Consider the following 24,123-nt stretch of genomic DNA (forward strand, 5'->3'; position numbering starts at 1 on the left):
GGCCGCCCCGGGGCCGGGAGACGTTGTCCACAGGACCGCCCGGATCGGCCCGGGACGAAAACGGTTTTCGGTACTATGCCGAAGACCCACCCGACCCATCACGGAGTGCCGCCGTGTCCGAACGGACCACACCCCACCACACCCACGGGAGCGAGCCACCGCCCGGCGACCCGTTCGTCCCCGAGCGGGAGGGTGAGCTCCCGCCCGACGACTGGGGGCGCCGCCGGAGCGGGCGCCGCACCGGCACCGTCTGGCTGTTCGCGGCGCTCATCACCGCCATGGCCGTCACCCACGCGTGGTTCTCCGACCAGTTCACCGGTCCGGCTTTCCTGACCTGGGCGACGATCTTCACCGCCATCTGCTTCCAGGCCCTGCCCTTCCTCGTCTTCGGGGTCGCGCTGTCGGCGGCGCTCACCGCGTTCGTGCCCGCCTCGGCCTACCAGCGGTTCATCCCGCGCAAGGCGAGCCGGGCGGTCCCGGTGGCCGGACTGTCCGGGGCGCTGCTGCCGGGGTGCGAGTGCGCGTCGGTGCCCATCGCCGGAAGCCTCATCCGCCGCGGGGTCGCCCCCGCCGCGGCGCTCACCTTCCTGCTCGCGGCCCCCTCCATCAACCCGATCGTCATGATCGCCACCGCCGTGGCCTTCGCCGGCCAGCCCGAGATGGTGCTGGCCCGGTTCGTCGCCTCGCTGCTGGCCGCGGTCGTCATCGGCTGGATCTGGGTGCGCTTCGGCCGCACCGAGTGGCTGCGGCTGCCCTCGCGGCAGCCGGTCCCGGGCGAGTCCAAGTGGCGGGTCTTCCGCGAGTCGATGGTGCACGACATGATGCACGCCGGCGGCTACCTGGTGGTCGGCGGGCTGGCGGCCGCCACCATCAACGTCATGGTCCCCCGGGAGTGGCTGCTCACCGTGGCCGGCATGCCGATCGTCTCGGTGCTCGTGCTGGCGCTGCTCGCGATCCTGCTGTCGATCTGCTCCGAGGCCGACGCGTTCGTCGCGCTCAGCCTCACCGACTTCTCGCCCACCGCCAAGCTGGCCTTCATGGTCGTGGGGCCCGTCGTCGACCTCAAGCTCATCGCCATGCAGGCCGGCGTGTTCGGCTGGCGGTTCACGGTGCGCTTCGTCCCCCTGTGCCTCGTCGTCGCCCTGGCGGCCACCTTCCTGATCGGAGGACTCCTCCTGTGAACCGCATCGCGCAAGGCCTCACCCTGGTGCTGCTGGGCGCCGCGGCGCTCACCGCCACCGTCCCCACGGACCTGTACCTCAACTGGGTCAAGCCCGCCTTCCAGCCCTTCCTCATCGCCGCCGGCCTCGTCATGGTGGTGCTGGGCGTGTGGCTGGTCGTGGCCGAGCTCCGCGGGGAGGCCGCGGAGGCGGACCACGACCACGGCGGACACGCCGGGAACGACGCCGCCGTCGCCGAGGCCTACGGGCACGGCGGCGACCACGGGCACGACCACTCCACCGCCCCGCGGGTGGCCTGGCTGCTCCTGCTGCCGGTCCTGGCCGTGTTCGTGGTGGCCCCGCCCGCGCTGGGCTCCTACACCGTGCAGAACACCGCCACGGAGTCCGCCGCACCGCCGGAGCGGGAGCGGTCCGGGCAGTTCGACGACGGCCTGGTGGAGGCCTCCGAGGGCGAGGTCGTCCCCCTGGAACTGCGCCAGTTCGTCATGCGGGCCTGGATCGACGAGGACCGCCTGCTGGCCGAGCGCACCGTCGAGCTCACCGGGTTCGCCGTTCCCGCCGACGACGGCGGCTGGTACCTGGCCCGCCTGCAGATGGCCTGCTGCGCCGCGGACGCCGTGGTCAACAAGGTGCTCATCGACGACGTCCCCGCCCCCGAGGCGGACAGCTGGTGGACCGTCCGGGGCACCTGGGTGGAGCCCGAGGGCGAGCTCTACGACGTCAACGAGCACCGGTTCTCCGTCACCGAGCTGGAGGAGGTCACCGACCCGCCGGACCCCTACGAGTGACCCGCCGACCCCGCCGGACCGGCCCCCCGCACGGGTGAACGGGTAACGGTCCGTGCCACCCTTGCGCCACACCGGGCCGAATTCGGCGGTTCGCGGTCACGAAGGGTGACAATGAGCGGGTGTCGGACAGGAGCGGTGGCCTCGTAGGGATCTGGAACCGCGTGCGTCCCCGGTCGATCAGAGGCCGGGTCACCGCCGGGACCATGGTCGTGCTCGTGGTCGTCACCGCCGTCGGGCTGAGCCTGGCCATCCTCGTCCTGCGCGACCTCATCGTCACCCAGGCCAGGGACCGGGCCGCCGAGGCCGCCCGCCACGTGGCCGAGCAGATCACCACCGAGCGCTATCCCGACGGGGAGATCCCCGCCTCCGAGCCGATCCCGCGGCTGCAGATCGTCGACGGGGAGACCGGCGAGGTGCTCGCCGCCAGCCACGTCCTCCAGGGCGTGCCCGCGCTGAGCCGGGAGGAGCCCCGGCGCGGGGACTTCCGGACCGACTCCACCACCTGCGCGGACTACGTCGGGGAGAGCCCGGCCGACTGCTACCTCGTGGTCGGCTACTCCATCGTCGACTCCGCGTACGGCGACGTCATGGTGCTGGCCGCGGCACGCTCCCCCTACGTGCTCGGCAGCGGGGCCCTGGAGACGGTGCTGATCGGGTCCGCCGCGGGCGTGCTCACGGCGACCGGGCTGATCATCTGGGTCGGCGTGGGCCGGGCGCTGCGCCCCGTGGAGCAGATCAGCGACCAGATGGAGGCCATCTCCGTCACCGACCTCCAGCGCCGGCTCCGCGTCCCGGGCACCCACGACGAGATCGCCCACCTGGCCCGCACCGCCAACGCCAGCCTGGACCGGCTGGAGGAGGCGGTCACCCGCCAGCGGCGGTTCGTCTCCGATGCCTCCCACGAGCTGCGCAACCCCATCGCCGGCATGCGCGCCAAGCTGGAGGTCGAGCTGTCCGAGCCCGAGCCCGACCCCCGCACGCGCGACCGGCTGCTCACCGCCCTGCTCGCGGACACCGAGCGCCTGGAGAACATCGTCACCGACCTGCTCGAACTCGCCCGGCTCGACTCGGACCTGGCGTCCTCCCGCGAGCCGCTCGACCTCGCCGCCCTGGTGCGGCAGGAGTTCGGGGCCCGCACCGACGTGGCCGACCTGCACATCCACACCCGGGGCGAGGTCCCGGTGCGCATGGACCGGCTCCGGACGGCGCGGGTGCTCACCAACCTCGTTGCCAACGCCGAGCGCCACGCCCACGAGCGGATCGACATCGTCGTCGACCTCGACGAGCGGGGGGACGCCGTGGTGGAGGTCCACGACGACGGGTCGGGCGTCCCCGAGGCCGACCGGGAGCGCATCTTCGAGCGGTTCTCCCGGCTGCGGGAGTCGCGCGACCTGGACCCCGGCGGCAGCGGCCTGGGCCTGGCCATCTCACGGGAGATCGTCAAGGCCTACGGGGGCACCCTCACGGCCGGCCACAGCGAACTGCTCGGCGGGGCGCTGTTCACACTGCGCATCCCCCCCGGGTGCGGAGACGGAGGCGCCATGTCCGACGGAGGAGAACTGAGCGCGGCGGGGGAGGGGGCCGGCGCGGTACCGCTGCCGGCGGGCCGGCGCCCGGGGTACTTCCGGATCGGGTTCGTGGGCGCCCTGGGGGTGCTGGTCGCCTGGCTGCTGGTCCAGTCCCTGGTGGGCGTGCGCGGAGTCCTCGTCTACATCCTCGTGGCGCTCTTCCTCGCCGTCGGTCTCAACCCGGTCATCGAGTTCCTGCGCGACCGGGCCCGCCTGCCGCGGTGGGCGGCCATCCTGGCGGTGTGCGCGGCGCTGGTCGCGTTCGTCGCCGTGTTCGTCTGGGCGATCGTCCCCCCGCTGGGCGAGCAGGTGACCGGCCTGGTCTCGGGGCTGCCGACGATGATCGGGGACCTCCAGGGGAACGCGTTCTTCGCCGATCTGGACCGGCGCTACGACGTGCTGGACAAGCTCCAGGGCGCGGTCACCGACCCCGACGTGGGACGGCAGGTGTTCGGCGGCCTGGTCGGGGTGGGCCAGGTGGTGGTCGACTCCCTGGTGGCCTCCTTCACCGTGTTCATCCTCACCCTGTTCTTCATGGCGTCCCTGCACGGCATCCTCGACGCCTGCTACCGGCTGGTGCCCCGGTCGCGGCGTGCCGGGGTGCGGGAGATCGGCGACGAGATCGTGCAGCGCATCGGCGCGTTCATCGCCGGACAGCTGGTGGTGGCGGCGTTCAGCGGGCTGGTGGCGTTCCTGTTCCTGTGGGCGATCGGTTCCGCCTACGCGCTGACCCTGGCCCTGGTGGTGGCGGTGACGGCCCTCATCCCGCTGGTGGGCACCACCATCGGCGCCCTGGCCGCGTCGCTGGCGGTGGCCGTCTCCGACCCCTGGCTCGGGCTGCTCACCCTGGTCTTCTTCCTCGTCTACCAGCAGATCGAGAGCTATGTGATCTCCCCGCGGGTCATGAGCCGGGCCGTGCACGTCTCGCCGACCGCCAACATCACCGCGGCGCTGGTGGGCGGCGCCATGCTGGGGCTGGTGGGGGCGCTGCTGGCGATCCCGGTCGCCGCTTCGCTGACGATCATCCTCCACAAGGTCGTGTTCCCCCGGCTGGAGGAGGCCTGACCGCCCCGGGCGGAGCATAGGCTGCCCTGGTGGACCGGCGCGGGAGGCGAGCACGGGCGGCGCTCGCGGCGGTGTGGGCGGCGGCGCTGGTCGCCGCCCTGCTGTACGGCCCCGAACCGGAGCAGGTGCGCGCGTGGATCGGCCGGACCGGTCCGGCGGCGCCCGCCGCCTACCTGGTCCTGTACGCGGTCGCGGTGTTCGCCCTGGTCCCGCGGCCGGCGCTGAACCTGGCCGCGGGGGCGCTCTTCGGCCTCACCGCCGGGCTGGCACTGGCCCTGGCCGGGGGCGTGTCGGCCGCGCTGGCGCAGTTCGCGGTCGCCCGGTACGCGGCGGGCGACGCGGTGGCCGGGCTGCTGCCCGCGGGGGCGCGGGCCCGGCTGGACGCGGCGGCGGAGGGGCACGCGTTCACGGCCGTCCTGGGGCTGCGGCTGCTGCCGGTGATCCCCTACCAGGCGGTCAACTACGGGTGCGGACTCACCCGGATGCGGACCGGCCCCTTCGCGCTGGCGACGCTGGCGGGGGGAGTGCCGGCCACGGCGGCGATGGTGCTGCTCGGGTCCGGCGGGGCGGACCTGGGCCTGCCCGCGGCGGCCGCCGGGGTGGTCTTGGCGGCGCTGGCGGCGTCGGCGTGGTGGGTGCGCACCCGCCGCGGCCGGCGGGCCGGGGCCGACTGACCGGGACCGGCCGACCGGGCGCACCCGGCGCCCGTACCCCGCGCCGGCGCCGCGGGTCAGGAGCCCGCGCCGCCGAAGAGCGCCACCTCGTCGGGGGCCGGGCGCTCCATCTCGAACGGCAGGATCTCCCCGCCGTCGCTGTCGGTGACCATCGGCTCCTGGAGGATCTCGGGCTCCTCGCCGGCGTTGTGCCGGACCACCATGACGCCGCCGTAGCCGCTGTGGTCGGACTCGGTGGCGGCGAAGGGCACCAGTCCCGGCCCGGTCCACTCGCGCGAGTGGAGGGTTTCGATCAGAGACGAGCGGGTCAGGTCGGGCCCGGTTTCCATGAGGACACGGGCCATCAGGACCGCCTGCACCATGCCGTAGACCGTGGTGTCGGTGAACGGGGTGCCGGCGTTGTACTCCTCGTGGACCTCCAGGAAGAACGCGGTCCACGGGTCCTCCCGCTGGGCCGCCATCGGCAGGAACGCGGTGATGATGAGGCCGTCCAGGAACTCCTCCGGCGGGACGTCCTCGGCTGGGGTGCCCTGCGCGTACTCCTCGATGAGGGCGGTCACGATCTCCACGTCGCCGCCGAAGCTGGGCGCGATCCACTGCGGGTCGTAGCCGATGGCGGTGGCCTCCAGGATCGCCAGGCCCAGGAAGGCCGGGATGCAGTGGCACACGACCACCTCGGCGCCGCCGGCCTTCATCTCGGCGATCTGTCCGGCCAGCTCGGGGACCCCGGGGTCGTAGGACTCCCAGGTGACGATCTCGTCGGTCAGGTACTGCTCCAGGCCGGCCTGGGAGGAGGGGCCGACGTCGTCGTTCTGGTAGAGCAGGCCGACCCGCTGGCCGGGGAAGTTCTCGGCGATGAACCGCCCCTGGATCTTGGCCTCCCTGGAGTAGTCCACCTGGAAGCCGTAGCTGTAGGGGTACACGTCCGGCTGGTCCCAGGCCAGGGCGCCGGAGGAGACGAAGAGGTCGGGCACGCCCGCCTCGTTGAGCTCCTCCAGGACGGCCTCGTGGGTGGGGGTGCCCAGCCCGCCGAGCATCGCGAAGATCTCCTCGTCCTCGATCAGGGCGCGGGTGGCCTCCAGGGTCCGGGACGGGTCGAAGGCGTCGTCCTGGACCTGGTACTCGATGCGGCGGCCGTGGATCCCGCCGTTGTCGTTGATGTAGTTGAACATGGCGCGGGCCCCGGTGGACACGTCCCGGAAACCGGGGGAGGCGGGCCCGGTGAGCGGCTGGTGCGTGCCGATGACGACGGCGTCGTCGGTGACCCCCCGGGTCTGGGCGGCGAGTTCCTCCGCCGCCCCGTCCGTGGCGCCCCCCTCCGAGCAGGAGGTGACGAGTACCGCCGCGGCCAGTGCCGGGGCGAGCAGTCTCAGTGGTCGCATGGTGCCGTCCTGGACTTCGGTAGTGACCTTCACGGAGCGGGCGTGCGCGGCCCGGTGGGGGAACGAGGCCGTGACCGGGCCGGGCGGCGGATACCTACTGGCCGGTACGTTACTCGCGAGTAAACACCATATGCGCGCATGAGACCACCGGTAACACCCGGGCGTGGTGCGGGTGTTGTGCGAGTGAACCCCTGGTGTCCGCGCTGGCCACAGTCGGCCGCCGCCGACCGGCCCGTCCCCGGCGCCCCCCCGCCCCGGCCCGGAGGTGCCGGGGGCGTGATCCGGTGTGCGGCGACGGCGCGCCATTCTCGAATGGAAATTCGATATCGGTGTTATCGAATTCCCCCTGAGCAAAAACAGAGAAGAATGTCCCAACGATTCCGTGCACCCTGGGGGCAGTCGTCCCGACGCCTCGGAGGCAGCATGGACAGGATCGCCATCACCGGCATGGCATGCCGTTTTCCCGACGCCGACACCCCGGAGCAGCTCTGGGAGAATGTCCTGGCCGGACGCCGGGCCTTTCGCCGAATTCCTGCCGAGCGCCTGTCCCTGGACGATTACTGGTCCGCCGATCCGACCGACACCGACAGGTTCCATTCCGACCGCGCGGCCGTCCTGCGCGGGTTCGAGTTCGACCGCGCGGCCTACCGCGTCGCGGGCAGCACCTACCGCTCCACCGACACGACCCACTGGCTCGCCCTGGACACCGCCGCCCGTGCCCTGGCCGACGCCGGGTTCCCCGACGGCGAGGGCCTGCCCCGGGCCACCACGGGTGTGGTCCTGGGGAACACCCTCACCGGGGAGTTCTCCCGCGCCAACTCCCTGCGCCTGCGGTGGCCCTACGTCCGGCGCACCCTCGCCGACACACTCCGGCGCCGCGGCTGGGACGACTCCGAGATCGCGCCCCTGCTGTCCGAGGCGGAGCACACCTACAAGCAGCCCCTGGCCGCGCCCGACGAGGACACCCTCGCCGGAGGGCTCTCCAACACCATCGCGGGCCGCGTGTGCAACCACTTCGACCTCCGGGGAGGCGGGCACACCGTCGACGGGGCCTGCGCCTCCTCGCTGCTGTCGGTCGTCACCGCGGCCCGCGCGCTGGCCGCCGGGGACCTGGACGTGGCCCTGGCCGGCGGGGTCGACCTCTCCCTCGACCCCTTCGAACTCGTGGGCTTCGCCCGGACCGGCGCGCTCACCACCGGCGAGATGCGTGTCTACGACCGCGACTCCAGCGGCTTCTGGCCGGGGGAGGGCGCCGGAGTCGTCGTCCTCATGCGGGAGCGGGACGCGCTGGCCGCCGGCGCGCGGGTGTACGCCCTCGTCACCGGCTGGGCGGTCTCCTCCGACGGCGCCGGCGGCATCACCCGGCCCGAGCGGGAGGGCCACCGCGTCGCCGTCGAGCGCGCCTACGCCCGGGCCGGCCACTCCGCGGCGGAGGTCGGCTACTTCGAGGGCCACGGCACCGGGACGGCCCTGGGCGACGCGACGGAGATCGCCGCCCTGTCCGCCGCACGCGGCCCCGGGGCTCCGGCCGCCCTGGGCAGCGTCAAGGCCAACATCGGGCACACCAAGGCGGCGGCCGGTGCGGCGGGCCTGATCAAGGCGGCCCTGGCCGTCCACCACCGGACCATCCCCCCGGGGACCGCCCAGCACGTCCCCCACCCCCTGCTCACCCGGCCGGACGCCGTCCTGCGCGTGCCCTCCCGGGCCGAGCCCTGGCCGTGGGAGGGGCCCGCCCGAGCCGGGGTGTCCGCCATGGGGTTCGGCGGGATCAACACCCACATCGCCCTCCAGGAGTGCGGGTCCGCGCCCCGCTCCGGCGTGGACGCGCGGACCCGCCGCCTGGTGGCCGGGCGCCAGGACGCCGAACTCCTCATCGCCCGGGCCCCGGACACCGACGCGCTGCGCTCGGTCCTCCACTCCTGGGCCGCCCTGCTGCCGGGGCTCTCCTACGCCGAGCTGACCGACTTCGCCGCCGAGGCGGCCGCGTCCCCGGGCACCGGTCCGGTCCGCTGCGCCGTCGTCGCGGCCGACCCGCGCGCCGCCGAGCGCGCCGTCCGCGCCCTGCTCTCCCGTGTCGACGCCGGCGACACGGAGGTGCTCTCCCCGGAACAGGGGATCTTCCTGTCCCGCCGCCCCGGCTCCCCCCGCGTCACCCTCCTCCTGCCGGGCCAGGGCACCGGGGCGGGGACGGACGGCGCCCTGCGCCGCCGCTTCCCCGCCTCCTTCGCCGCCCCCGGCGACGGTGGAGGAGACCCGGTGGCCACGGAGAACGCCCAGCCCCGGATCGTCGCGGGCTCGCTGGCCGCCCTCCGGATCCTGGAGGACGTGGGCGTGACCGCCCGGACGGCCGTGGGCCACAGCCTCGGCGAGCTCACCGCCCTGCACTGGGCCGGGGCCCTGGACGAGGACTCCCTCCTGGCAGTGGTACGCGCCCGGGGCGCGATCATGGCGGAGGCCGGCCACACCGGGGGCGCGATGCTCCACATCGCCGCCGACGCCGCGCACGCCGCCCGGCTCGCCGAGGCCGACCCCGAACCCCGGATCGTGGTCGCCGCCCACAACGGCCCCGGGCAGACGGTGGTCTCGGGACCGGCACAGGCCGTGGCCCGGGTGCGGGACCGGGCCCGCGCCCAGGGCCTGGACACCGTTCCGCTCCCCGTCTCCCACGCCTTCCACTCGCCCCTGGTGGCCCCCGCCGTCCCCGCGCTCCGCCGCGTCCTCGACGGGGTCGCCTTCGCACCGCCCGCCCGCCGCGTGGTCTCCACGGTCTCCGGGCGCCACCTGGACCCGGGGACCCGCCTGCCCGACCTGCTCTGCGAGCAGGTCGTCCGCCCGGTCCTGTTCCTGGAGGCGGTCGCCGCCGCCGCGGCGGACACCGACCTGTTCCTGGAGGCCGGACCCGGGGGCGTGCTGGCCCGGGCCGCGTCCCGGATCGCCCCGGACGTCCCGGCCCTGTCGGTGGACACCGACACCCCCACCCTGGCGCCCTTCCTGAAGGCCCTGGGCGCGGCCTTCGCGCTGGGCGCCCCCGTGGACGCGCGCGGGCTCTTCGAGGGGCGGCTGACCCGCCCCCTGCCCGCGGCCGGCGGCTTCCTGGCCAACCCCTGCGAGGCGGTCCCCGCCGGACCGCCCGGCACGGGACGCGAACGCGCCGCGCCCACCGCGGAGGCCGGGGGACCCGCCGCGCCCCCGACCGGCGCCCAGGGCGAGGACACCCTCGCCCTGCTCCGGCGCCGCGTCGCGGAACGGGTGGAACTGCCGCAGGAGACCGTCACCGAGCACACCCGGCCCCTGGACGAACTGCACCTGAGCTCCATCACCGTCGGCCAGATCGCCAACGAGGTGGCCCGGGCCGTCGGGCGGCCCCCACTGGAGGCGACCAGCGGCCACGCCACCTCCAGCCTGGCCGAACTGGCGGCCCTCATCGACGATCCGGCCCGCGGCGCCGCCGCCGGGGAGGCCGGGCCCGAGGCCGCAGGGGTGGGGCCCTGGGTGCGCGCGTTCGGGCTGGTGCACCGCCCCGCCCCGGCGCCCTCACCGGCACCCGGGGCCGCGACCGCCGCGCACTGGTCGGTGCACGCGTCCGCCGGGAACGGCTTCGCCGAACGGGTGGGCGCCGAACTGGCCGCCGCGGGCGCGGGGGAGGGGGTCCTGCTCGTGGCCGACCCCGCCGCGCCGGCGGTCTCCCTGGCCGCCGCCCAGGAGGCGGCAGACCGCGGGGTCCGGCTGGTGGTCCTCCAGTCCTCGCCGCTCGTCTCCGGCCTGGCCCGCACCCTCCACCTGGAGGCGGGCGTGCCGGTCACGGTGATCGAGGCCGACCCTGGCGGGGACGGGCCGACCGCTGCCGAGGTCGCGGCCGAGGCGGCCGCCACCACCGCCTACACCGAGGCGGTGTACACGGCACGGGGCCGGACCGTGCCCGCGCTCACCCCCCTGCTCCCGGGGCGGCCCCTGGAGCGGGGCCCCGCCCCCCTGGGGCCCGGCGACGTCCTCCTGGTCACCGGCGGCGGCAAGGGGATCACCGCCGAATGCGCGCGCGACCTGGCCCTGCGCCACGGAGCGGGGCTGCTCCTGCTGGGCCGCTCCGACCCCGCGCGGGACCCCGAACTGGCCGCCAACCTGGAGCGCATGGCCGCCTCCGGGGTCCGGTACCGGTACGAGGCGGCGGACGCCGCCGACCCCGCCCGGGTCCGCGCAGCCGTCGGGCGCGCCGCGGACCTGGGCCCGGTCACCGCGGTGCTCCACGGCGCCGGGTACAACCGGCCCGCGCCCCTGGGCTCGCTCACCGGCGCCGACCTGGCCGCGGCCGCGGCGCCCAAGGTCGACGGCCTGTACGCGGTCCTGGCGGCGGTGGACCCCGCGCGCCTGCGCCTGCTGATCACCTTCGGGAGCGTCATCGGACGGGCGGGCCTGCGGGGCGAGGCCCACTACGCAGCCGCCAACGACCGGATGACCGCCCTGGCCGTGGAATACGGCCGAGACCACCCGCACACCAGGGTCCTGGCCCTCGAATGGTCCGTCTGGTCGGGGGCGGGCATGGGCGAGCGCATGGGCGTCGTCGAGAGCCTGATGGCCGCGGGGGTCACCCCGATCTCCGTCGACGAGGGACTGGAGGTCCTGCACGACCTGCTCGCCGACCCGTCCGCCGGGCCGGTCGCGGTGGTGTGCGGGCGCATGGGCGACCCGCCGACACTGCCCGCCCCCGACCCCCTCCCGCTGGGCAGGTTCCTGGACCGGGTCCGGGTCCACTGCGCCGGGACGGAGCTGGTCACCGAGACGGAGCTGTCCGCCGTCGGGGACCCCTACCTGGAGGACCACCTCCTCGACGGCGACATGCTGGTTCCCGCGGTCATCGGGATGGAGGCCATGGCCCAGGTCGGCGGCGCGATCGCCGGCTTCACCGACGCCCCCCTCTTCGAGGACGTGGAGTTCCTCCGGCCCATCTCCGTCTCCCCCGGGGGGACCTGTGTGATCCGGGTGGCGGCCCTGGTCCGCGACGCCGACACGGTGGACGTGGTCGTGCGCACCGCGGAGACCGGGTTCGCCGCGGACCACTTCCGCGCGGTGCTGCGGCGCCGCCCCGCCGGCCCCGCCGCCCGACCCGAGGTGCCCGCGGCGGAGGCGCCGCGGATCCCCCTGGACCCCACCTCTGAGCTCTACGGGGGCCTGTTCTTCCAGGGGAAGCGGTTCCAGCGGCTGGCGGGCTACCGGAGGGTGAGCGCCCGCCACACCGTCGCCGAGGTCTGCGCCGACACGGGCGGGGCCCTGTGGTTCGCCCCCTACCTGCCCCAGTCCCTGGTGCTCGGCGACCCCGGCGTCCGCGACACCGCCATGCACGCGCTCCAGGCCGGGGTGCCGGACGCGGTCCTGCTGCCGGAGCGGGTCGACCGGCTGCTGACCGCCCGGCCCGGGCACGCGGGCCCGTTCCTGCTGGCGGCGCGGGAGCGCTTCCGCGACGGCGACGCGCACGTCTACGACGTGGAGCTGACCGGTCCCGACGGCCTCGTCGCCGAGCGCTGGGAGGGCCTGCGCCTGCGGGCGGTGCGCTCCCGGGGCACCGCCTCCCCCTGGCCCGCCCCGCTGCTGGGACCCCACCTGGAGCGGTCGCTGCCCCGGTTCCTGGGGGAGGGGGCCGCGGTGGCGGTCGAGCCCGAGGCGGACCGGGACCGCGAGCGGGCGTCCGCCGCCGCCCTGCGGCGCTGCCTCGGCCGGGACGCGACCGTGCGCCGCCGGCCGGACGGCCGGCCCGAGGCGGACGGCGCCCACGTCTCCGTCGCGCACGGTGCCGGGGCGGTCCTGGCGGTCTCCGGTGACGCTCCGGTCGGCTGCGACGTCGAGGAGGCGGTCCACCGGTCCCGCGACGCCTGGGCCGACCTCCTGGGCCCCCAGGCGCTCGCCGCCGCGGACCTCGCCGCCCGGGAGTCGGGTGAGGACGCCGACACCTCGGCCACCCGGGTCTGGACCGTGCTGGAGTGCCTGCGCAAACTCGGCACCGCCGCCCGCGGTGTGGTGCTGGAGCGGGTCCACCCCGGCGGCTGGGCCGTGTTCACGTCGGGGGCGGTCACCGTCGCCACCCTCGCCGTGGCCCTCGCGGGCCGCGACGCACCCGCGGTCGTCGCGGTCGGCCGCGTCCCGGCGACCGCCCCACGGAAGGAGCAGGAGCGATGACCGGTCACTACGAGATCCGCCACACGGTCGGCCTGGAGGAGACCAACCTGGTCGGCAACGTCTACTACGCGCACTACCTGCGCTGGCAGGGGCGCTGCCGGGAGATGTTCCTGCGCGACCGCGCCCCCTCGGTCCTGGACGACCTGCGCGGGGACCTCAAGCTCTTCACACTCCGCGTGGACTGCGACTACCTGGCCGAGACCACCGCCTTCGACGTGCTGTCCATCAGGATGCGGCTGGAGGACCTCACCCAGACCCAGATCGGCTTCTCCTTCGACTACGTGCGGCTGGAGGAGGACGGGAGGGAGACGCGCGTCGCGCGCGGGACCCAGCGGGTCGTGTGCATGCGCGGCCACGGCCGGGACGTGGTCCCGGCCAGGGTGCCCGAGGCGCTGCGGGCGGCCCTGGCACCGTTCTCCCCGGTCCGGGCGGTGGTCTGATGGCCGACCTGCGCTCGGTGATGGCGCGCTTCCCCACCGGGGTGGCCGTGCTCACGACGGGGGGACCGAGCCCCCACGGGATGACCGCGAACTCCTTCACCTCCGTGTCCCTGGCGCCCCCGCTGGTCCTGTGCTGTGTGGCGCTGACCGCGCGGCTGCACGCCGCGGTGGGAGCCGCGGGCGCCTTCGGGGTCTCCCTGCTCGGGGCCGAGCAGGCGGTCCTGGCCGCCCACTTCGCCGACCGGTCCCGCCCCTCGGGCGCACCCCAGTTCGCCCCGTGCGACTGGAGTCCGGGTCCCCGGACGGGAGCGCCCCTGCTGGCCGGGGCCCGGGGCTGGCTGGAGTGCGCGGTCCGGGACGTCCACCGAGCCGGGGATCACTCCATCGTGGTCGGCGAGGTGCTCAGCGCGGTCCCGGGCGGGGACGGCGCCCCCCTCGTCTTCGTGGACGGGGCCTTCTCCGTCCCGGGGACGGTCTCCGGGAGCCGTGCGCGCGAGAGCTCCACCGACGCCCCGGCGCGCTCCGGCGAGTCCCCGGCACCCACCATCAGGGCGGGCAGCACCGATTCGAAGCAGTCGTCCGCGTCGTACGGGGCCACCAGGTAGGCGCCCAGCTCCAGGGACACCACCCCGTGCACCCCCGTCCACATGCGGTGGGCGACTGCGACCGGGTCCCCGGAGGTGAAGCGCCCGGCGCGCATGCACCGCTCGGTGCAGGCGACGACCGGCGCCAGGGTGTACCGCCCGTGCTGGCGGTCCTCCTCGGTCAGGGAGAAGCCCGCCAGGCCGGAGGAGCCGAACATCACCGCGTAGACGTGCGGTGCGGCCACGGCCCCCGCCCGGTAGGCCCGGCCGTACAGGGCCAGGTCCGCCACCGGGTCGGGGGAGGGGACCACCCGGGAGAACCGCGTGTGCAGCCGTGCGAAGCCCTCGTGCACCAGCGCCCGCACCAGGCCGGTCATACCGCCGAAGTTCGTGTAGACCGCCATGGTGGAGCAGCCCGTCTCCCGGGCCAGCCTCCGGGTGGTCAGAGCGGCGGGGCCCTCGGTGGAGAGGACGCGCGCGGCGGCTTCGAGCAGTGAGGGGCCGGTCCGGGGCGCGGCCCTGCGGGGGCTCACGCGCCCCACCGTTCCGCCAGCCGGCTCCGCCACACCTCGTACGCGGGAACCCGCCCGGCCTCGGCCGGGGAGGGCCGCGTCTCCCGAGCGGCGCGGGCGGCCTCCGCGGCGGTCCCGCCGAACAGCACGCCGGCGGCCTCCTCCACGTGCGGTACCAGAAGGCCCGCGCGCAGCCGGGCCTCGGCGGCGAACGCGGCGCCCTGGGCCAGCCGCGGGCGGTGGGCCCCGGCGCGCCCGCACAGGCGCTCCAGCCCGGACCGGTCGCAGCCCCCGGCGTAGACCGCGGCCAGGCCCACCCCGCCGTACAGGTCGGCGCGGCGCTCCTCGGGGAAGGAGTCGACGAGGTCCGCGACCAGGTCGCCGTCGGCGCAGGCGACGAACCACAGGGCGCGCCCCACCCCCTGGTCCACGGCGCGGGGCGCGTACCCGGGGTCGCCCGACCACCGCGACGGACGGCCGTCCAGGGCCCGGCGCCGGACGAAGCGCTCCGTCCGGAAGTACGCCTGGTGGAAGCCGTAGCCGTCGAGGACCAGCCACCGCAGCAGGGGGTCGAGGGTGTGGACGGCCGGCCACAGCGGTCGCGGCAGGCGGGCCAGGGCCCAGCCCACGCCGACGTGCGCCATGTACAGGTGCGGCTCGCCCGGCCCGGCCATGTACGCCCGGACCAGCCCGCCGCGCGGGCTCAGGCCGTCCAGCACGGTGAACGCCATGGCCGCGCCCTCGTGGGCGAACCCGCGGAAGCGCGCGGGGGCCGCGTCCAGCAGCGGGCCGGTGCGCTCCGGGCTCGCGGTCTGGGCCGCGTGCCCGTACCCCGCGAGGAAGTAGTGGCCGACGGTCTCGATGAGCGTGCGGGCCCGCGGGTCCCCGGAGTGGAAACCGCGTGTCTCGACGAGGGTCTGTTCCGTGCCGGGGGTGAGGATCCGGCGGCGCAGCGTCGCGAGGGACGTGGACACGATGACTCCCTGAGTGAGGGTCAGCCGCAGGCCAAGGAGGCGCGGGCGGCGGCGGGTGCGGGGGCGAGGGTGACGGCGAGCGGCACGTCGGTCGCCTTCATACGGCGCATGGACAGCCGTGTCCACGTGTTCGTGTCCCGCCTGACCGTCACCCGCCGGGGCAGGGAGCCGATCATCGCCTCGCCGCCGGTCACCGTGCCGTTCCGCACGGCCAGGGCGACCAGGCTCCACTCGCCCGGCGGTGTCCCGTCGACGGCGAAGGGCATGCGCTCGGCGGTCGGGAGTACGCGGTAGGCGACCGGCCGGCCCTGGGGGACGTCCGCCGCGTAGACGCCGACCAGGACCTGGCCGTCGGGGACCGGCCGGGGGAACTCGATCAGGCCGCGCACGCACCCGGTGCCGGGGGCCGTCGTGCGGGGGGCCGACGCGTGCAGGCCGGCCAGCTCCACCGGCCGGGGCATGCGTGTGAAGTCCTTGGAGGCGGCGACCATCAGGCGGCCCACCTGCGGCTTGCGGTACTCCCGGGGCGACATGCCCACCAGCCGGGTGAACCTGCTGGTGAAGGTGCCCACGCTGCTGTACCCCACGCTGTGGACGATGTCGCAGATGTTCATCGAGGACTCGACCAGGAGGCGTTTGGCCTCGAACATGCGCACCGCGCCCAGATATCTGCCCGGCGAGATGCCGATGTCCTGGGCGAAGAGCCTGGAGAAGTGGAAAGGGCTTACAAACACTTCGGATGAGATATCGCTCAGCGTGATCGGTTCCGTGTAGTTCCGGTGTATGAAAGAAACCGCCTGACGGACCGATTCGCGCATGTTCGCTCCTAGGGACTCTACGGCAGGGGGATGTCGTTGTGTTCGCCGGTGCGCCGCATGTTCTCGTGTACCCGCTCATCCTGCACGACGATTCAACTTTGGACGTCTCCTGTATTGCTGTTCGCAGATGAGCAAATGATGAGAGCAGGGGCCGGGAATGTTCGGTTCTCGACGCTGTCCGAGTACTCCCCGCGGCCTGTGCCGCAAGGCTTCCGGTTCCGGAAAAAGGGGGCTCGGGGTCCTGTCGTCCGTGGTCCGAGGCCCTTCCGTGTGAGGGTTCTCCGGCTTTTGTGAAACCAGGGGCGCCAGTGACTCTCCTGTGCTTTCGCGCCGTCACTCCTCGTTGCTCTCCATTTTGCTCCGGTTCTTGGGGGCCGTTCGGGGCATCGGGGTTGCGCGGAAAAGGCGGATATGTTATCGGGGGCGTGTGGGCCAGCAATGCACGAGAAGGAATTCGTTGGGGTCTCGCCCTAAGGTGGTGCTCATAATCCCGGTGCCCATTACCTGGTTAAGGAGAGATCAGATGGCGATCGACCTGGCGCACAAACAGCCGCCGCCGGACCCCGCGGACGCCGAACACCGGGCGGGACCGGCCGGCCTGCCTCCCCTGACCGAGCTGGCCAGCGAGCAGCGCGACGCGCTCAACTTCTCCTACCGCACGACCCTGAGCATGGACCCCCGCCTGGTGGCCGGCGACCCGGCGGCCTGGCAGAGCGACTTCGGCTACGCGCTCAACAAGGCGGCCGTCCGCCTGGACACGCGCACCGACGAGGAACTCGCCCGCGACGCCCTGTCCCACCCCGACCCGGTGGCCAGGGAGCAGGCGGTCTTCGAGTACGCCGACCGGGACCCCGCCGACGTGTTCGAGGTGCTCGAGCGGGTCGTGCGCACAGAGAAGGACCGGGAGATCCGCTGGGACACCCTGTGGGCCATCGAGAAGCTGGGCGGCCCCCACGCGATGAGCACCCTGTCCCGCTTCCTGGACGACCCCGACCCCGAGATCGCCGAGTGGTCGAAGCTGTTCCTGAGCGAGCTGCGCACCGGCGACCCCGCCTTCGACTCCCGGGAGGCCGTCTTCACCGAGGGGCGCACCTTCGACGAGACGATCTACCTCCTCATCCACTGCGACCTGTACATCCGCCTGGACGACACCAACCGCCACTGGGGCAAGCTCTCCCTGGGGCCCCGCGGCCTGGCCCGGGTGTACGGCCAGGCCCACGCCTGCCCCAACGTCGCCACCCGGGAGCGGCAGCTGCTGATGGCCAAGACCATCGACGGGCTGTACGAGGACGGCACCCGGCACATGGACAACTACCTGTTCCGCGGGTTCACCGACCGCACCCGTGCCGACCGGGGCAACTTCTACTTCGAGTCGAACGTCCCCCGGACCTTCTACCACTCCGGCCGTGCCGCCGACCCGTCGCGGGGCACCCGGCAGACCGACATCGGCTTCGCCCGCTTCGGCACCTGGTTCCTGGACCCCGACATCCAGGTCCGCGGCGAGGCCGCCATCCGCTACGTCCGCGGGCGCTTCCAGGGCTGGGGCTACACCGACGTCGAGAACATGGTCGGCAAGGACATCACCGAGATGCTCGCCTCCGGCAACGGAATCCTGTCCACCCTCCACGACCCCGAGGTCGGGCCCAAGACCAACGTGTTCATTCTCGGCACCTTCAAGGGCAAGCTCAACGACTGGGACGGCGACGGCCGGATCGACCTCAACTCCCGCGACGTGTACAGCACGGTGGACGGTGAGCTCGACAGCGACCAGGACGGCGTCCCCGACGAGCCCGGCCGCACCTGCTCCGACCACCGCCCCGGCCGTGTCTGACGGTCTCCGCGGGCCCGGAGGCCCGGGCCGCCGCGTACTCCCAGAGGAAAGGTGAGGAAAGCCCATGTCCGAAAAGAAGACCCTGCTCGGCCGCCCGGTCGAGACCGAGGGGGTGCCGAACCTGTACGAGGGGTCCCCCGTCGTCAAGTGGAAGGCCCCCGAGCCCGGTATCGACAACCTGGGCCTGCACTCCTGGGACACCTTCGCGATCCCCGGCGTCGGCGAGTTCGACGTCGAGTTCGACGGCTACGTCCGCGTCGTGCGCTCCCCGGCCACCGACGAGGAGTGGGCGGGCGCCGAGGTCTACACCAACCTCATCGAGATGCACATGACGGGTGCCTCCGAGGAGCTGGGCACCATCACCGTCACCCTCAACCCGGAGTACCTCTCCGCCGGCCAGATCCGCACCCCCTTCGACCCGTACGCGGGCGAGGGCCCCGCGGCCAAGGCCTGTCGGATGGCGGTCGGCTGCATGTTCGACATCCCCAAGCTGGGCACCCGGCTCTTCAACCGGGAGCCGGTGATCCTGACCATCGACGACGTCCGGTCCATCCCGCCGGCCGGGGCTCCCGGCAAGGGGCAGATCTACCGGATGCTCCCGCTGTACGACGTCCGCACCCCCTGGGACCAGCCGACGGCGTACCTGACCAGCCTGAAGTTCAACATGGGAGGCTACCTCCCCCCTGAGCGCTTCCAGTGACCGACAGCGGTGGGCGGACGCGGCCCGGCCCGTCCGCCCGCCGCCGTGCGCTCGGCCCCCTCCCGCCGCCAGAATGGAGCACCCGTGTCCGCCGAACCCCTGGCCACCGACCGCACCGACCCGGAGTCCGGACCGCCCGCAGGGCCGGCGTTCGCCCACGAGACCGTCGCGTTCCCGCCCCTGGGGTCGTCCGGCGGGCACCCCGTCGCGCACCGGCGCTGGGAGGAGCTGGTCAGCGACGTGCACATCGCCGGCCACGCCCTGGACGACGTGTGGAACGCCCTCACCGACCCCTACTCCGTCTCCCAGTGGTTCGCCGACGCCGACGAGTCGTGGGCGGTCCCCGGCCGCGAGAGCACCCTGGACTTCAACGACGGCGAGTTCTTCTGGTGCCGCACCGTCGCGGCCGAGTCCCCCTACGAGGGCCGGGCGGCCCTGGAGTACCTGTGGCGCTGGGTGGGGGTGGGGCCCGCCACCACGGTCCGCTGGGAACTCACGGAATCACCCGGACAGGTCGTGACCGTCCGCGCCGTCGAACGCGCCACCAACCCGCCCTCGGACTGGCGCTCCTGGAACGGCATGGGGTGGCCCGGCATCCTCGACCAGCTCGCCGAGCACCTGCGCACCGGCCGGCGCCAGCGGTGGCCGTGGCGGCGGATGGGCCCCTACGTCCAGACGGAACTGCCCGTGGGCACCTTCGAGGCGTGGTCGGCGCTGACCTCCGTCCCGGCCCTCCAGTTCTGGCTCGGGCGAAGCTCCGGCGACCTCGGCGAAGGGGGCCGCGTCGACTTCACCCTCGGGGACGCCAGCGGCACCGCCGCGCTGTCGGTCGTCCGGCATGTGGAGGCCAACCAGAGCTTCCCGTCCTTCCAGCCCCGGCTGGAGTTCGAGCTGCACCGCCCGGGGTGGCCCGGCCCCCTGTCCGGGCACCTGTGGGTGGAGCCCGCGGGCCTGGGCCGCAGCGTCCTCCAGGTGTTCCACTCCGGCTGGGAGTCCTTCGGCCAGCTCGCCGAGGCCCCGGTGGACCGGGCGCTGCTGGCCTCCTTCTGGGCGTCGGCCTTCGGCCGCCTGGCCATGCTCCTGTCCGGCCCGCCCGGCGGCGGGGGAGGGGACGGGGCGCCGGACGGGCCGGGGCCGCACGCGTGGAGCCGGTGAGCCCCGCCCCGACCCGCGCCGAGACGGCCCGCCGCCTGGCCGCCCTGGGCCTGGTCGGGGCCGGGACGGCGGCCGCGACCGCGGTCGCGGCCGCCGTCGGGCTGCTGGGGTCGGGCCCCCGGGGGGCGCGGCGCGCCGCGGCGGCGTCGGTGGTCGCCGGGGTGCAGCGCATGGGACCCACCGCGGGGAAGGCGGGACAGCTCGTCGGCTCCCGGCCCGACATGATCGGCCCGGTCTGGGCAGGGGCGCTGGGCGTGCTCCACGACCGGGCCCGCCCCATGACCGAGCGGCACCGGGCCTCCGCCCTGGCCGCCGCCAGGGCGGAGATCCCCGGGCTGGCCGGGGTCGAGGTCACTCGGGAACTGCTCGGGGCGGGCACCGTCGGCTGCGTCTACCTCGGCAGGGCCGGCGGGGAACGGCTGGCCGTGAAGCTGCGCCGCCCCGGGGTGGAGCGCGTGATGGCCGCCGACCTGCGGCTGCTCCGCGCCGCCGCGGCCCTGGCCGTCCGGCGCGACCGCGCGGGCGGCCGCCCCCTGGCCGACCTGGTCGACTTCGTGTCCGGCGTCGTGATGGCGCAGACGGACTACCTCGCCGAGGCGGAGAACCACCGCCGCCTCGCGGAAGGACTGGCCCGGCTCCCGGGTGTGGAGGTCCCCGCGCTGTACCCGGACCTGTGCGGGCGCAACGCCCTGGTCACCCGTTACGTCCCCGGCCTCGGGGAACCGATGCCGCGCACCGCCCAGGCGGTCGCGGCCCGCCGCGCGCTGCGGGCCGTGCGCCGCATGGTCTTCGAGGACGGCTTCGTCCACTGCGACCTGCACCCGGGCAACCTCTACGTCCACGGCAACGGCGGGGTGGTGCTCCTGGACGCCGGATACGCCGTGCGCGTCTCGGAGTCCACGCGCGCCCACCTGGACCGCTTCTTCCGCGCGATCGCCCTCGGCGACGGGCGCACCTGCGGGGAGATCGTCTTCGACACCGCGCTGGAGCCCGACGAGCGGCGGCGCAGCGCGTTCGTCGCGGCGATGGAGAGCCACGTGCGGGAGCACACCGGGCCGGGGAGGGTGTTCACGATGGCCGAGTTCGGCAACGGGATCTTCGCGCTCCAGACCCGTTTCGGCGTCCACTCCCGGGCGGAGTTCGTGTTCCCGCTGTCGGCGCTGATGATCGCCGAGGGCACCCTGCGGGCCCTCATGCCCTCCGTCGAGATCCAGAACGGCTTCTGACCGGCCGCCGGCCTCAGCGGGGGCGCGCCCCTTCCAGGAACCGACGCAGGTGGACCGCCGGTGCGGCCGAGACCACCGGGGGGTCCAGCGGGTCGGGTGCGCGCAGGTGCAGGGCGGCCGGCCCGCCGCCCGGCCCGGCGGCCCCGCCCCGGCCCACCAGGGTGTCCTCCACCCCGCCGACGGCCAGCCCCACGAGGGGGGCGTCGGCGGGCAGGGAGACCAGGAAGATCTCCGACCGGCCGGACGAGGGCCGCTGCTCCACCAGCGTCCCGGACGCCCCCTGGACGATGCCGAACCCCGAGAGGCCGCCCTGGGGCAGGTCGGCGTTGAACAGGCCCACGAAGGAGACCCGGCCGTCGAGCGCCGACGGCGCCCCGGTGAGGGCGGGCAGGAGCAGCTCGCAGTCCAGGTGGCGGCTCTCCGCGGCCCGCGCCCGCTCCAGGTCGGGCTCGGCGACGCGGTGTCCCGCCAGGTCGTCGACCAGCTCCCGGAACCGGCCCGGGGAGGTCCCGACGAGGCGGGTGAACTGCGTCGTGAACGAGCCCAGGCTCTGGTAGCCGACCCGGTCGCTGACGCTCATCACCGTTTCGGAGGTGTGGGCCAGCAGCCGCTTCGCCTCCTGCATCCGCAGCGCCGTGAGGAAGCGCCCCGGAGTGGTCCCGGTGTGCCGGGCGAAGATGCGGTGGAAGTGGAACTGGCTGTAGAAGCCCGAGGCGGCCAGGTCGGCGAGCAGGTGCGGGGCCGCGGGGTCCTCGCGGATCGCCGCGACCGCGGCCAGGACCGCGTCGCGCTGGGCCGGGTTGTCGTTGTCCCTGACGGGCACTTCAGCGGCCATGCCGTTCCTCCCCGGGACCCGCCGCCCTCACGGCCCGGTCCAGACTCGCTCGCCAGGTGATCTCGAAGACATCGCGCAGTCGGGTCATCCTACTCTCGCCCCCCGACACCAGCGGCCACTGTGAGTGATGCACCGACAGCGTCACGCCGCCCTCCTCGTGGGCCGTCCGCACCACCGCCCGGGTCACCCCGTCGCCGACGTCCACGAAGAGGCTGATCCGCTCGTCGAAGTAGTCCTCGACCCGGCGGACGGGGAAGCGGCGCGGCCCGGCGTCGTCGACCACGTAGAACGACGTCGGCGGGTACCCCGGGCCGCTCACCGGCAGCCACCGGAAGAGGTTCCCCCGGTGCAGCGGCAGCCACGTCCCCACGGGGATGCGCACCCCCAGGGCGATGGACCGGATCCCGGGCGGGGCGCCGCTCTGGTCGCCCTCGGACAGGTGGAAGCGGAGCCGTTCGACACAGTCGTCCCAGAAGACCTCACGCGCCGCACGCGGCACAGAGCGCCGGTGGGGGAACTCCTCCCTGACCCGCAGGAGCGCCCCCGCGGGGCCCGCCTCCACGGCGACCCGGATCAGGCTCGGGGCCTCCACCCCGAACTCCGACCACTCCACGCTGAGGCTGCGGCCCGGGCCGATCCGAGCCGCGCCCAGCCGCACGTACTCCAGCGCGGGCGTGCTGAGGATCCAGGTGTCGAGGCCGCCGCCGGTCCTCTCGCCGTAGGGGCCCAGCCCGCCCAGCCAGCGCCCGATCTCGGCCGGGACGCTCAGCGCCCGCCACACCCGGTCCGGCGACGCGGGCAGCGGTACCGCCCGTTCGATGGCCTTCACACCGTCTCCTCCTCCGCTCCGCCCCGCCGGGCCCGTCCGTTCAGAACGGGACCAGGGCCTCGTACGCGCCGTCGGGCCGCCAGTCCCCGGGCGCCGACGACCACAGCCGCAGTCCCGAGGACCCCACCAGGGCGCGGACCGTGCGCCCGCGCCCGGCGGGCGGGCGGGGCTGTGCCCCCGCCCCCTGTGAGCCGGGCAGGCAGCCCCGGACCATCCGGCCCAGGGTCGCCGCGGCCCCGGCGCCGTCAAGGACCGCCGTCCCCCCGACGCCGCCCATCACCGCGACCGTTCCCGCGGCCGTCGGCGGCCGGGCGCCGCCCAGCGCGTACACCTCGGCCCCGCCCCGGCCCCCCGACCCGCCGAGCAGGCCCGCCGCGGCGCGCGCCCCCCAGGCCGGCGCGACGGTGGCGAAGCCCGCGGCGCGCAGGCCCGGACCCGCCACGCCCGCCGCCATGCCGACCCTGCTCCACAGCGTCCACTCCGCCACGGTGAACCCCACGTGCGGGTACTCGTCCGCCAGTTCCCGGGCGGCGGCCCGTGCGCAGGCGTGCGACAGCGCGTACGCGCCGAACCCGCGGTGCGCGGCCCTGCTCTCCGAGGAGCCCATGAGCAGGACCGACGACAGCGGGCCGGCCGCCGCCGCCCGCACCCACCGCCGCAACTGCCCCGCGCGCCGCCGGGCCGCCCGGTCCAGCACGGCTCCCGAGAGCCGCGACCAGCGCTCCAGCCCCAACTCGCCCGCCGCGTGCACGAGGTGCGCGACCGGGAACGGCAGGGACCGCAGCAGCGGTCCGGGAGCGGTCCGGTCCAGGTCCGCCTCCACCACCGTCGTCGGACCGCTCGCCCGCACCAGGGCCAGGGCCCGGACCCGTTCCGGCGGCAGGTCCCGCTCCCGCACCCGGTCCACCAGCACCAGCCGGTGGCCGGCCGGACCCAGCTCCCTGGCCAGGCACAGGCCGATGCCCCCCAGCCCCCCGGTGATGAGCACCGCGCCCCGGGCCCGGTCGCGCCGGGGTACCGCGGCGGGCCGCCACGACACGGCGTCCACCGGCCCGTGCGGCCGTCCGCCGGGTCCGCGGACCCTCACCCGCAGCAGGGGGAGCTCCGCGGCGGCCGCCGCCAGCACCCCCGCCAGCGGCAGGCCGCCGCCGACCAGTTCGACCGGGACGCGCCGCTCCTGCGCCCGGGCCAGGGCCGCCAGCAGGGCGGCCCCGTCGCCGGGCGACCAGCGCCTGCCGGGGCGCACCCGCACGCGCTCGGGCCCCCGGTCGAACACCGTGCGCGCCGGGGCGTCGCGAAAGCGCGCGCCCTCGCCCTCGTCCTCGCGGAACACCAGGTCCGCGCCGTGCGGTGCGCCGCCGAGGAGGACGGGTCCCGCGGGTGGTATCGGCAT

General features: G+C 74.9%; 17 protein-coding genes and 1 pseudogene. 11 read left to right on the plus strand and 7 right to left on the minus strand.

Going from position 1 to position 24,123, the window contains the following annotated elements; translation table 11 throughout:
* Nucleotides 1-113 precede the first annotated feature (113 nt).
* From BUE45_RS20775 to BUE45_RS20800, 4 genes are all read left to right on the plus strand, one after another.
* A complete protein-coding gene (locus BUE45_RS20775) occupies nucleotides 114-1,181 on the plus strand; it encodes a permease (protein WP_073381037.1) in 1,068 nt (355 codons plus the stop codon).
* Entirely contained in the window at nucleotides 1,178-1,969 is a 792-nt protein-coding gene (locus BUE45_RS20780) for a TIGR03943 family putative permease subunit (protein WP_073381038.1), read from the plus strand. Before BUE45_RS20775 ends, BUE45_RS20780 begins: the two co-directional genes overlap by 4 nt.
* A gap of 119 nt (nucleotides 1,970-2,088) precedes the next feature.
* The gene (locus BUE45_RS34140) at nucleotides 2,089-4,602 is read left to right on the plus strand and encodes an AI-2E family transporter (RefSeq protein WP_449406660.1); all 2,514 of its coding nucleotides are present in this window, start codon (nucleotides 2,089-2,091) and stop codon (nucleotides 4,600-4,602) included.
* Nucleotides 4,603-4,631: 29 nt separating this feature from the next.
* The gene (locus BUE45_RS20800; protein WP_245833383.1) at nucleotides 4,632-5,276 is read left to right on the plus strand and encodes a TVP38/TMEM64 family protein; all 645 of its coding nucleotides are present in this window, start codon (nucleotides 4,632-4,634) and stop codon (nucleotides 5,274-5,276) included.
* Between the two features lie 56 nt (nucleotides 5,277-5,332).
* On the opposite strand, the gene BUE45_RS20805 is transcribed toward BUE45_RS20800, so the two are convergent.
* Nucleotides 5,333-6,658 carry an ABC transporter substrate-binding protein gene (locus tag BUE45_RS20805; protein WP_073381040.1) on the minus strand — a complete coding sequence of 442 codons (1,326 nt, stop codon included), beginning with the start codon at nucleotides 6,656-6,658 and terminating at the stop codon, nucleotides 5,333-5,335.
* Nucleotides 6,659-7,081: 423 nt separating this feature from the next.
* Here BUE45_RS20805 and BUE45_RS20810 point away from each other — a divergent pair, with 423 nt between their 5' ends.
* The 3 genes and pseudogenes from BUE45_RS20810 to BUE45_RS20820 all read left to right on the plus strand — a co-directional run.
* Entirely contained in the window at nucleotides 7,082-12,826 is a 5,745-nt protein-coding gene (locus tag BUE45_RS20810) for a type I polyketide synthase (RefSeq protein ID WP_073381041.1), read from the plus strand.
* Nucleotides 12,823-13,266 carry an acyl-CoA thioesterase gene (locus tag BUE45_RS20815; protein ID WP_073381042.1) on the plus strand — a complete coding sequence of 148 codons (444 nt, stop codon included), beginning with the start codon at nucleotides 12,823-12,825 and terminating at the stop codon, nucleotides 13,264-13,266. The genes BUE45_RS20810 and BUE45_RS20815 overlap by 4 nt, the downstream gene beginning before the upstream one ends.
* Before the next feature lie 80 nt (nucleotides 13,267-13,346).
* Nucleotides 13,347-13,664 (plus strand): annotated as a pseudogene (locus BUE45_RS20820) (flavin reductase family protein); the annotation flags it as partial.
* Here BUE45_RS20820 and BUE45_RS20825 read toward each other — a convergent pair.
* The 3 genes from BUE45_RS20825 to BUE45_RS20835 are packed head-to-tail and all read right to left on the minus strand — an operon-like array spanning nucleotide 13,643 to nucleotide 16,154.
* Nucleotides 13,643-14,383 (minus strand): TetR/AcrR family transcriptional regulator, encoded by a 741-nt coding sequence (locus BUE45_RS20825; protein ID WP_084737587.1) that lies wholly within the window; start codon nucleotides 14,381-14,383, stop codon nucleotides 13,643-13,645. The pseudogene BUE45_RS20820 and the gene BUE45_RS20825 overlap by 22 nt on opposite strands.
* Entirely contained in the window at nucleotides 14,380-15,336 is a 957-nt protein-coding gene (locus tag BUE45_RS20830; RefSeq protein ID WP_073381045.1) for a DUF1702 family protein, read from the minus strand. Before BUE45_RS20830 ends, BUE45_RS20825 begins: the two co-directional genes overlap by 4 nt.
* Before the next feature lie 20 nt (nucleotides 15,337-15,356).
* Nucleotides 15,357-16,154: a helix-turn-helix transcriptional regulator gene (locus BUE45_RS20835; RefSeq protein ID WP_073381046.1), complete on the minus strand. Its 798-nt coding sequence runs from the start codon at nucleotides 16,152-16,154 to the stop codon at nucleotides 15,357-15,359.
* A 523-nt stretch (nucleotides 16,155-16,677) separates the two neighbouring features.
* Here BUE45_RS20835 and BUE45_RS20840 point away from each other — a divergent pair.
* The 4 genes from BUE45_RS20840 (at nucleotide 16,678) to BUE45_RS20855 (ending at nucleotide 21,066) form a co-directional block, all read left to right on the plus strand.
* The gene (locus tag BUE45_RS20840) at nucleotides 16,678-17,985 is read left to right on the plus strand and encodes a HEAT repeat domain-containing protein (RefSeq protein ID WP_073381047.1); all 1,308 of its coding nucleotides are present in this window, start codon (nucleotides 16,678-16,680) and stop codon (nucleotides 17,983-17,985) included.
* A 64-nt stretch (nucleotides 17,986-18,049) separates the two neighbouring features.
* Nucleotides 18,050-18,685: a DUF6073 family protein gene (locus BUE45_RS20845; RefSeq protein ID WP_073381048.1), complete on the plus strand. Its 636-nt coding sequence runs from the start codon at nucleotides 18,050-18,052 to the stop codon at nucleotides 18,683-18,685.
* An 84-nt stretch (nucleotides 18,686-18,769) separates the two neighbouring features.
* Nucleotides 18,770-19,840 (plus strand): SRPBCC domain-containing protein, encoded by a 1,071-nt coding sequence (locus tag BUE45_RS20850; RefSeq protein ID WP_073381049.1) that lies wholly within the window; start codon nucleotides 18,770-18,772, stop codon nucleotides 19,838-19,840.
* Nucleotides 19,837-21,066 carry an AarF/UbiB family protein gene (locus BUE45_RS20855; protein ID WP_143173428.1) on the plus strand — a complete coding sequence of 410 codons (1,230 nt, stop codon included), beginning with the start codon at nucleotides 19,837-19,839 and terminating at the stop codon, nucleotides 21,064-21,066. Before BUE45_RS20850 ends, BUE45_RS20855 begins: the two co-directional genes overlap by 4 nt.
* 13 nt (nucleotides 21,067-21,079) lie before the next feature.
* On the opposite strand, the gene BUE45_RS20860 is transcribed toward BUE45_RS20855, so the two are convergent.
* From BUE45_RS20860 to BUE45_RS20870, 3 genes are read right to left on the minus strand one after another with little or no spacing between them, the layout of a single operon-like run.
* A complete protein-coding gene (locus BUE45_RS20860; protein ID WP_084737574.1) occupies nucleotides 21,080-21,901 on the minus strand; it encodes a helix-turn-helix transcriptional regulator in 822 nt (273 codons plus the stop codon).
* Entirely contained in the window at nucleotides 21,891-22,730 is an 840-nt protein-coding gene (locus BUE45_RS20865) for an SRPBCC family protein (RefSeq protein ID WP_073381052.1), read from the minus strand. The genes BUE45_RS20860 and BUE45_RS20865 overlap by 11 nt, the downstream gene beginning before the upstream one ends.
* Nucleotides 22,731-22,770: 40 nt before the next feature.
* On the minus strand, nucleotides 22,771-24,123 hold the full coding sequence (locus BUE45_RS20870; RefSeq protein WP_073381053.1) for a KR domain-containing protein: 1,353 nt from the start codon (nucleotides 24,121-24,123) through the stop codon (nucleotides 22,771-22,773).

It is taken from the genome of Nocardiopsis flavescens (assembly GCF_900141985.1).
Taxonomy (GTDB): Bacteria; Actinomycetota; Actinomycetes; order Streptosporangiales; family Streptosporangiaceae; genus Nocardiopsis; species Nocardiopsis flavescens.

Excerpts from the sequence above, each read along its gene's own strand:
- BUE45_RS20805 (WP_073381040.1), bottom strand. The coding sequence starts at position 6,658 with ATGCGACCACTGAGACTGCTCGCCCCGGCACTGGCCGCGGCGGTACTC.
- BUE45_RS20810 (WP_073381041.1), top strand. The coding sequence starts at position 7,082 with ATGGACAGGATCGCCATCACCGGCATGGCATGCCGTTTTCCCGACGCC.
- BUE45_RS20815 (WP_073381042.1), top strand. The coding sequence starts at position 12,823 with ATGACCGGTCACTACGAGATCCGCCACACGGTCGGCCTGGAGGAGACC.
- BUE45_RS20835 (WP_073381046.1), bottom strand. The coding sequence starts at position 16,154 with ATGCGCGAATCGGTCCGTCAGGCGGTTTCTTTCATACACCGGAACTAC.
- BUE45_RS20840 (WP_073381047.1), top strand. The coding sequence starts at position 16,678 with ATGGCGATCGACCTGGCGCACAAACAGCCGCCGCCGGACCCCGCGGAC.
- BUE45_RS20845 (WP_073381048.1), top strand. The coding sequence starts at position 18,050 with ATGTCCGAAAAGAAGACCCTGCTCGGCCGCCCGGTCGAGACCGAGGGG.
- BUE45_RS20860 (WP_084737574.1), bottom strand. The coding sequence starts at position 21,901 with ATGGCCGCTGAAGTGCCCGTCAGGGACAACGACAACCCGGCCCAGCGC.
- BUE45_RS20870 (WP_073381053.1), bottom strand. The coding sequence starts at position 24,123 with ATGCCGATACCACCCGCGGGACCCGTCCTCCTCGGCGGCGCACCGCAC.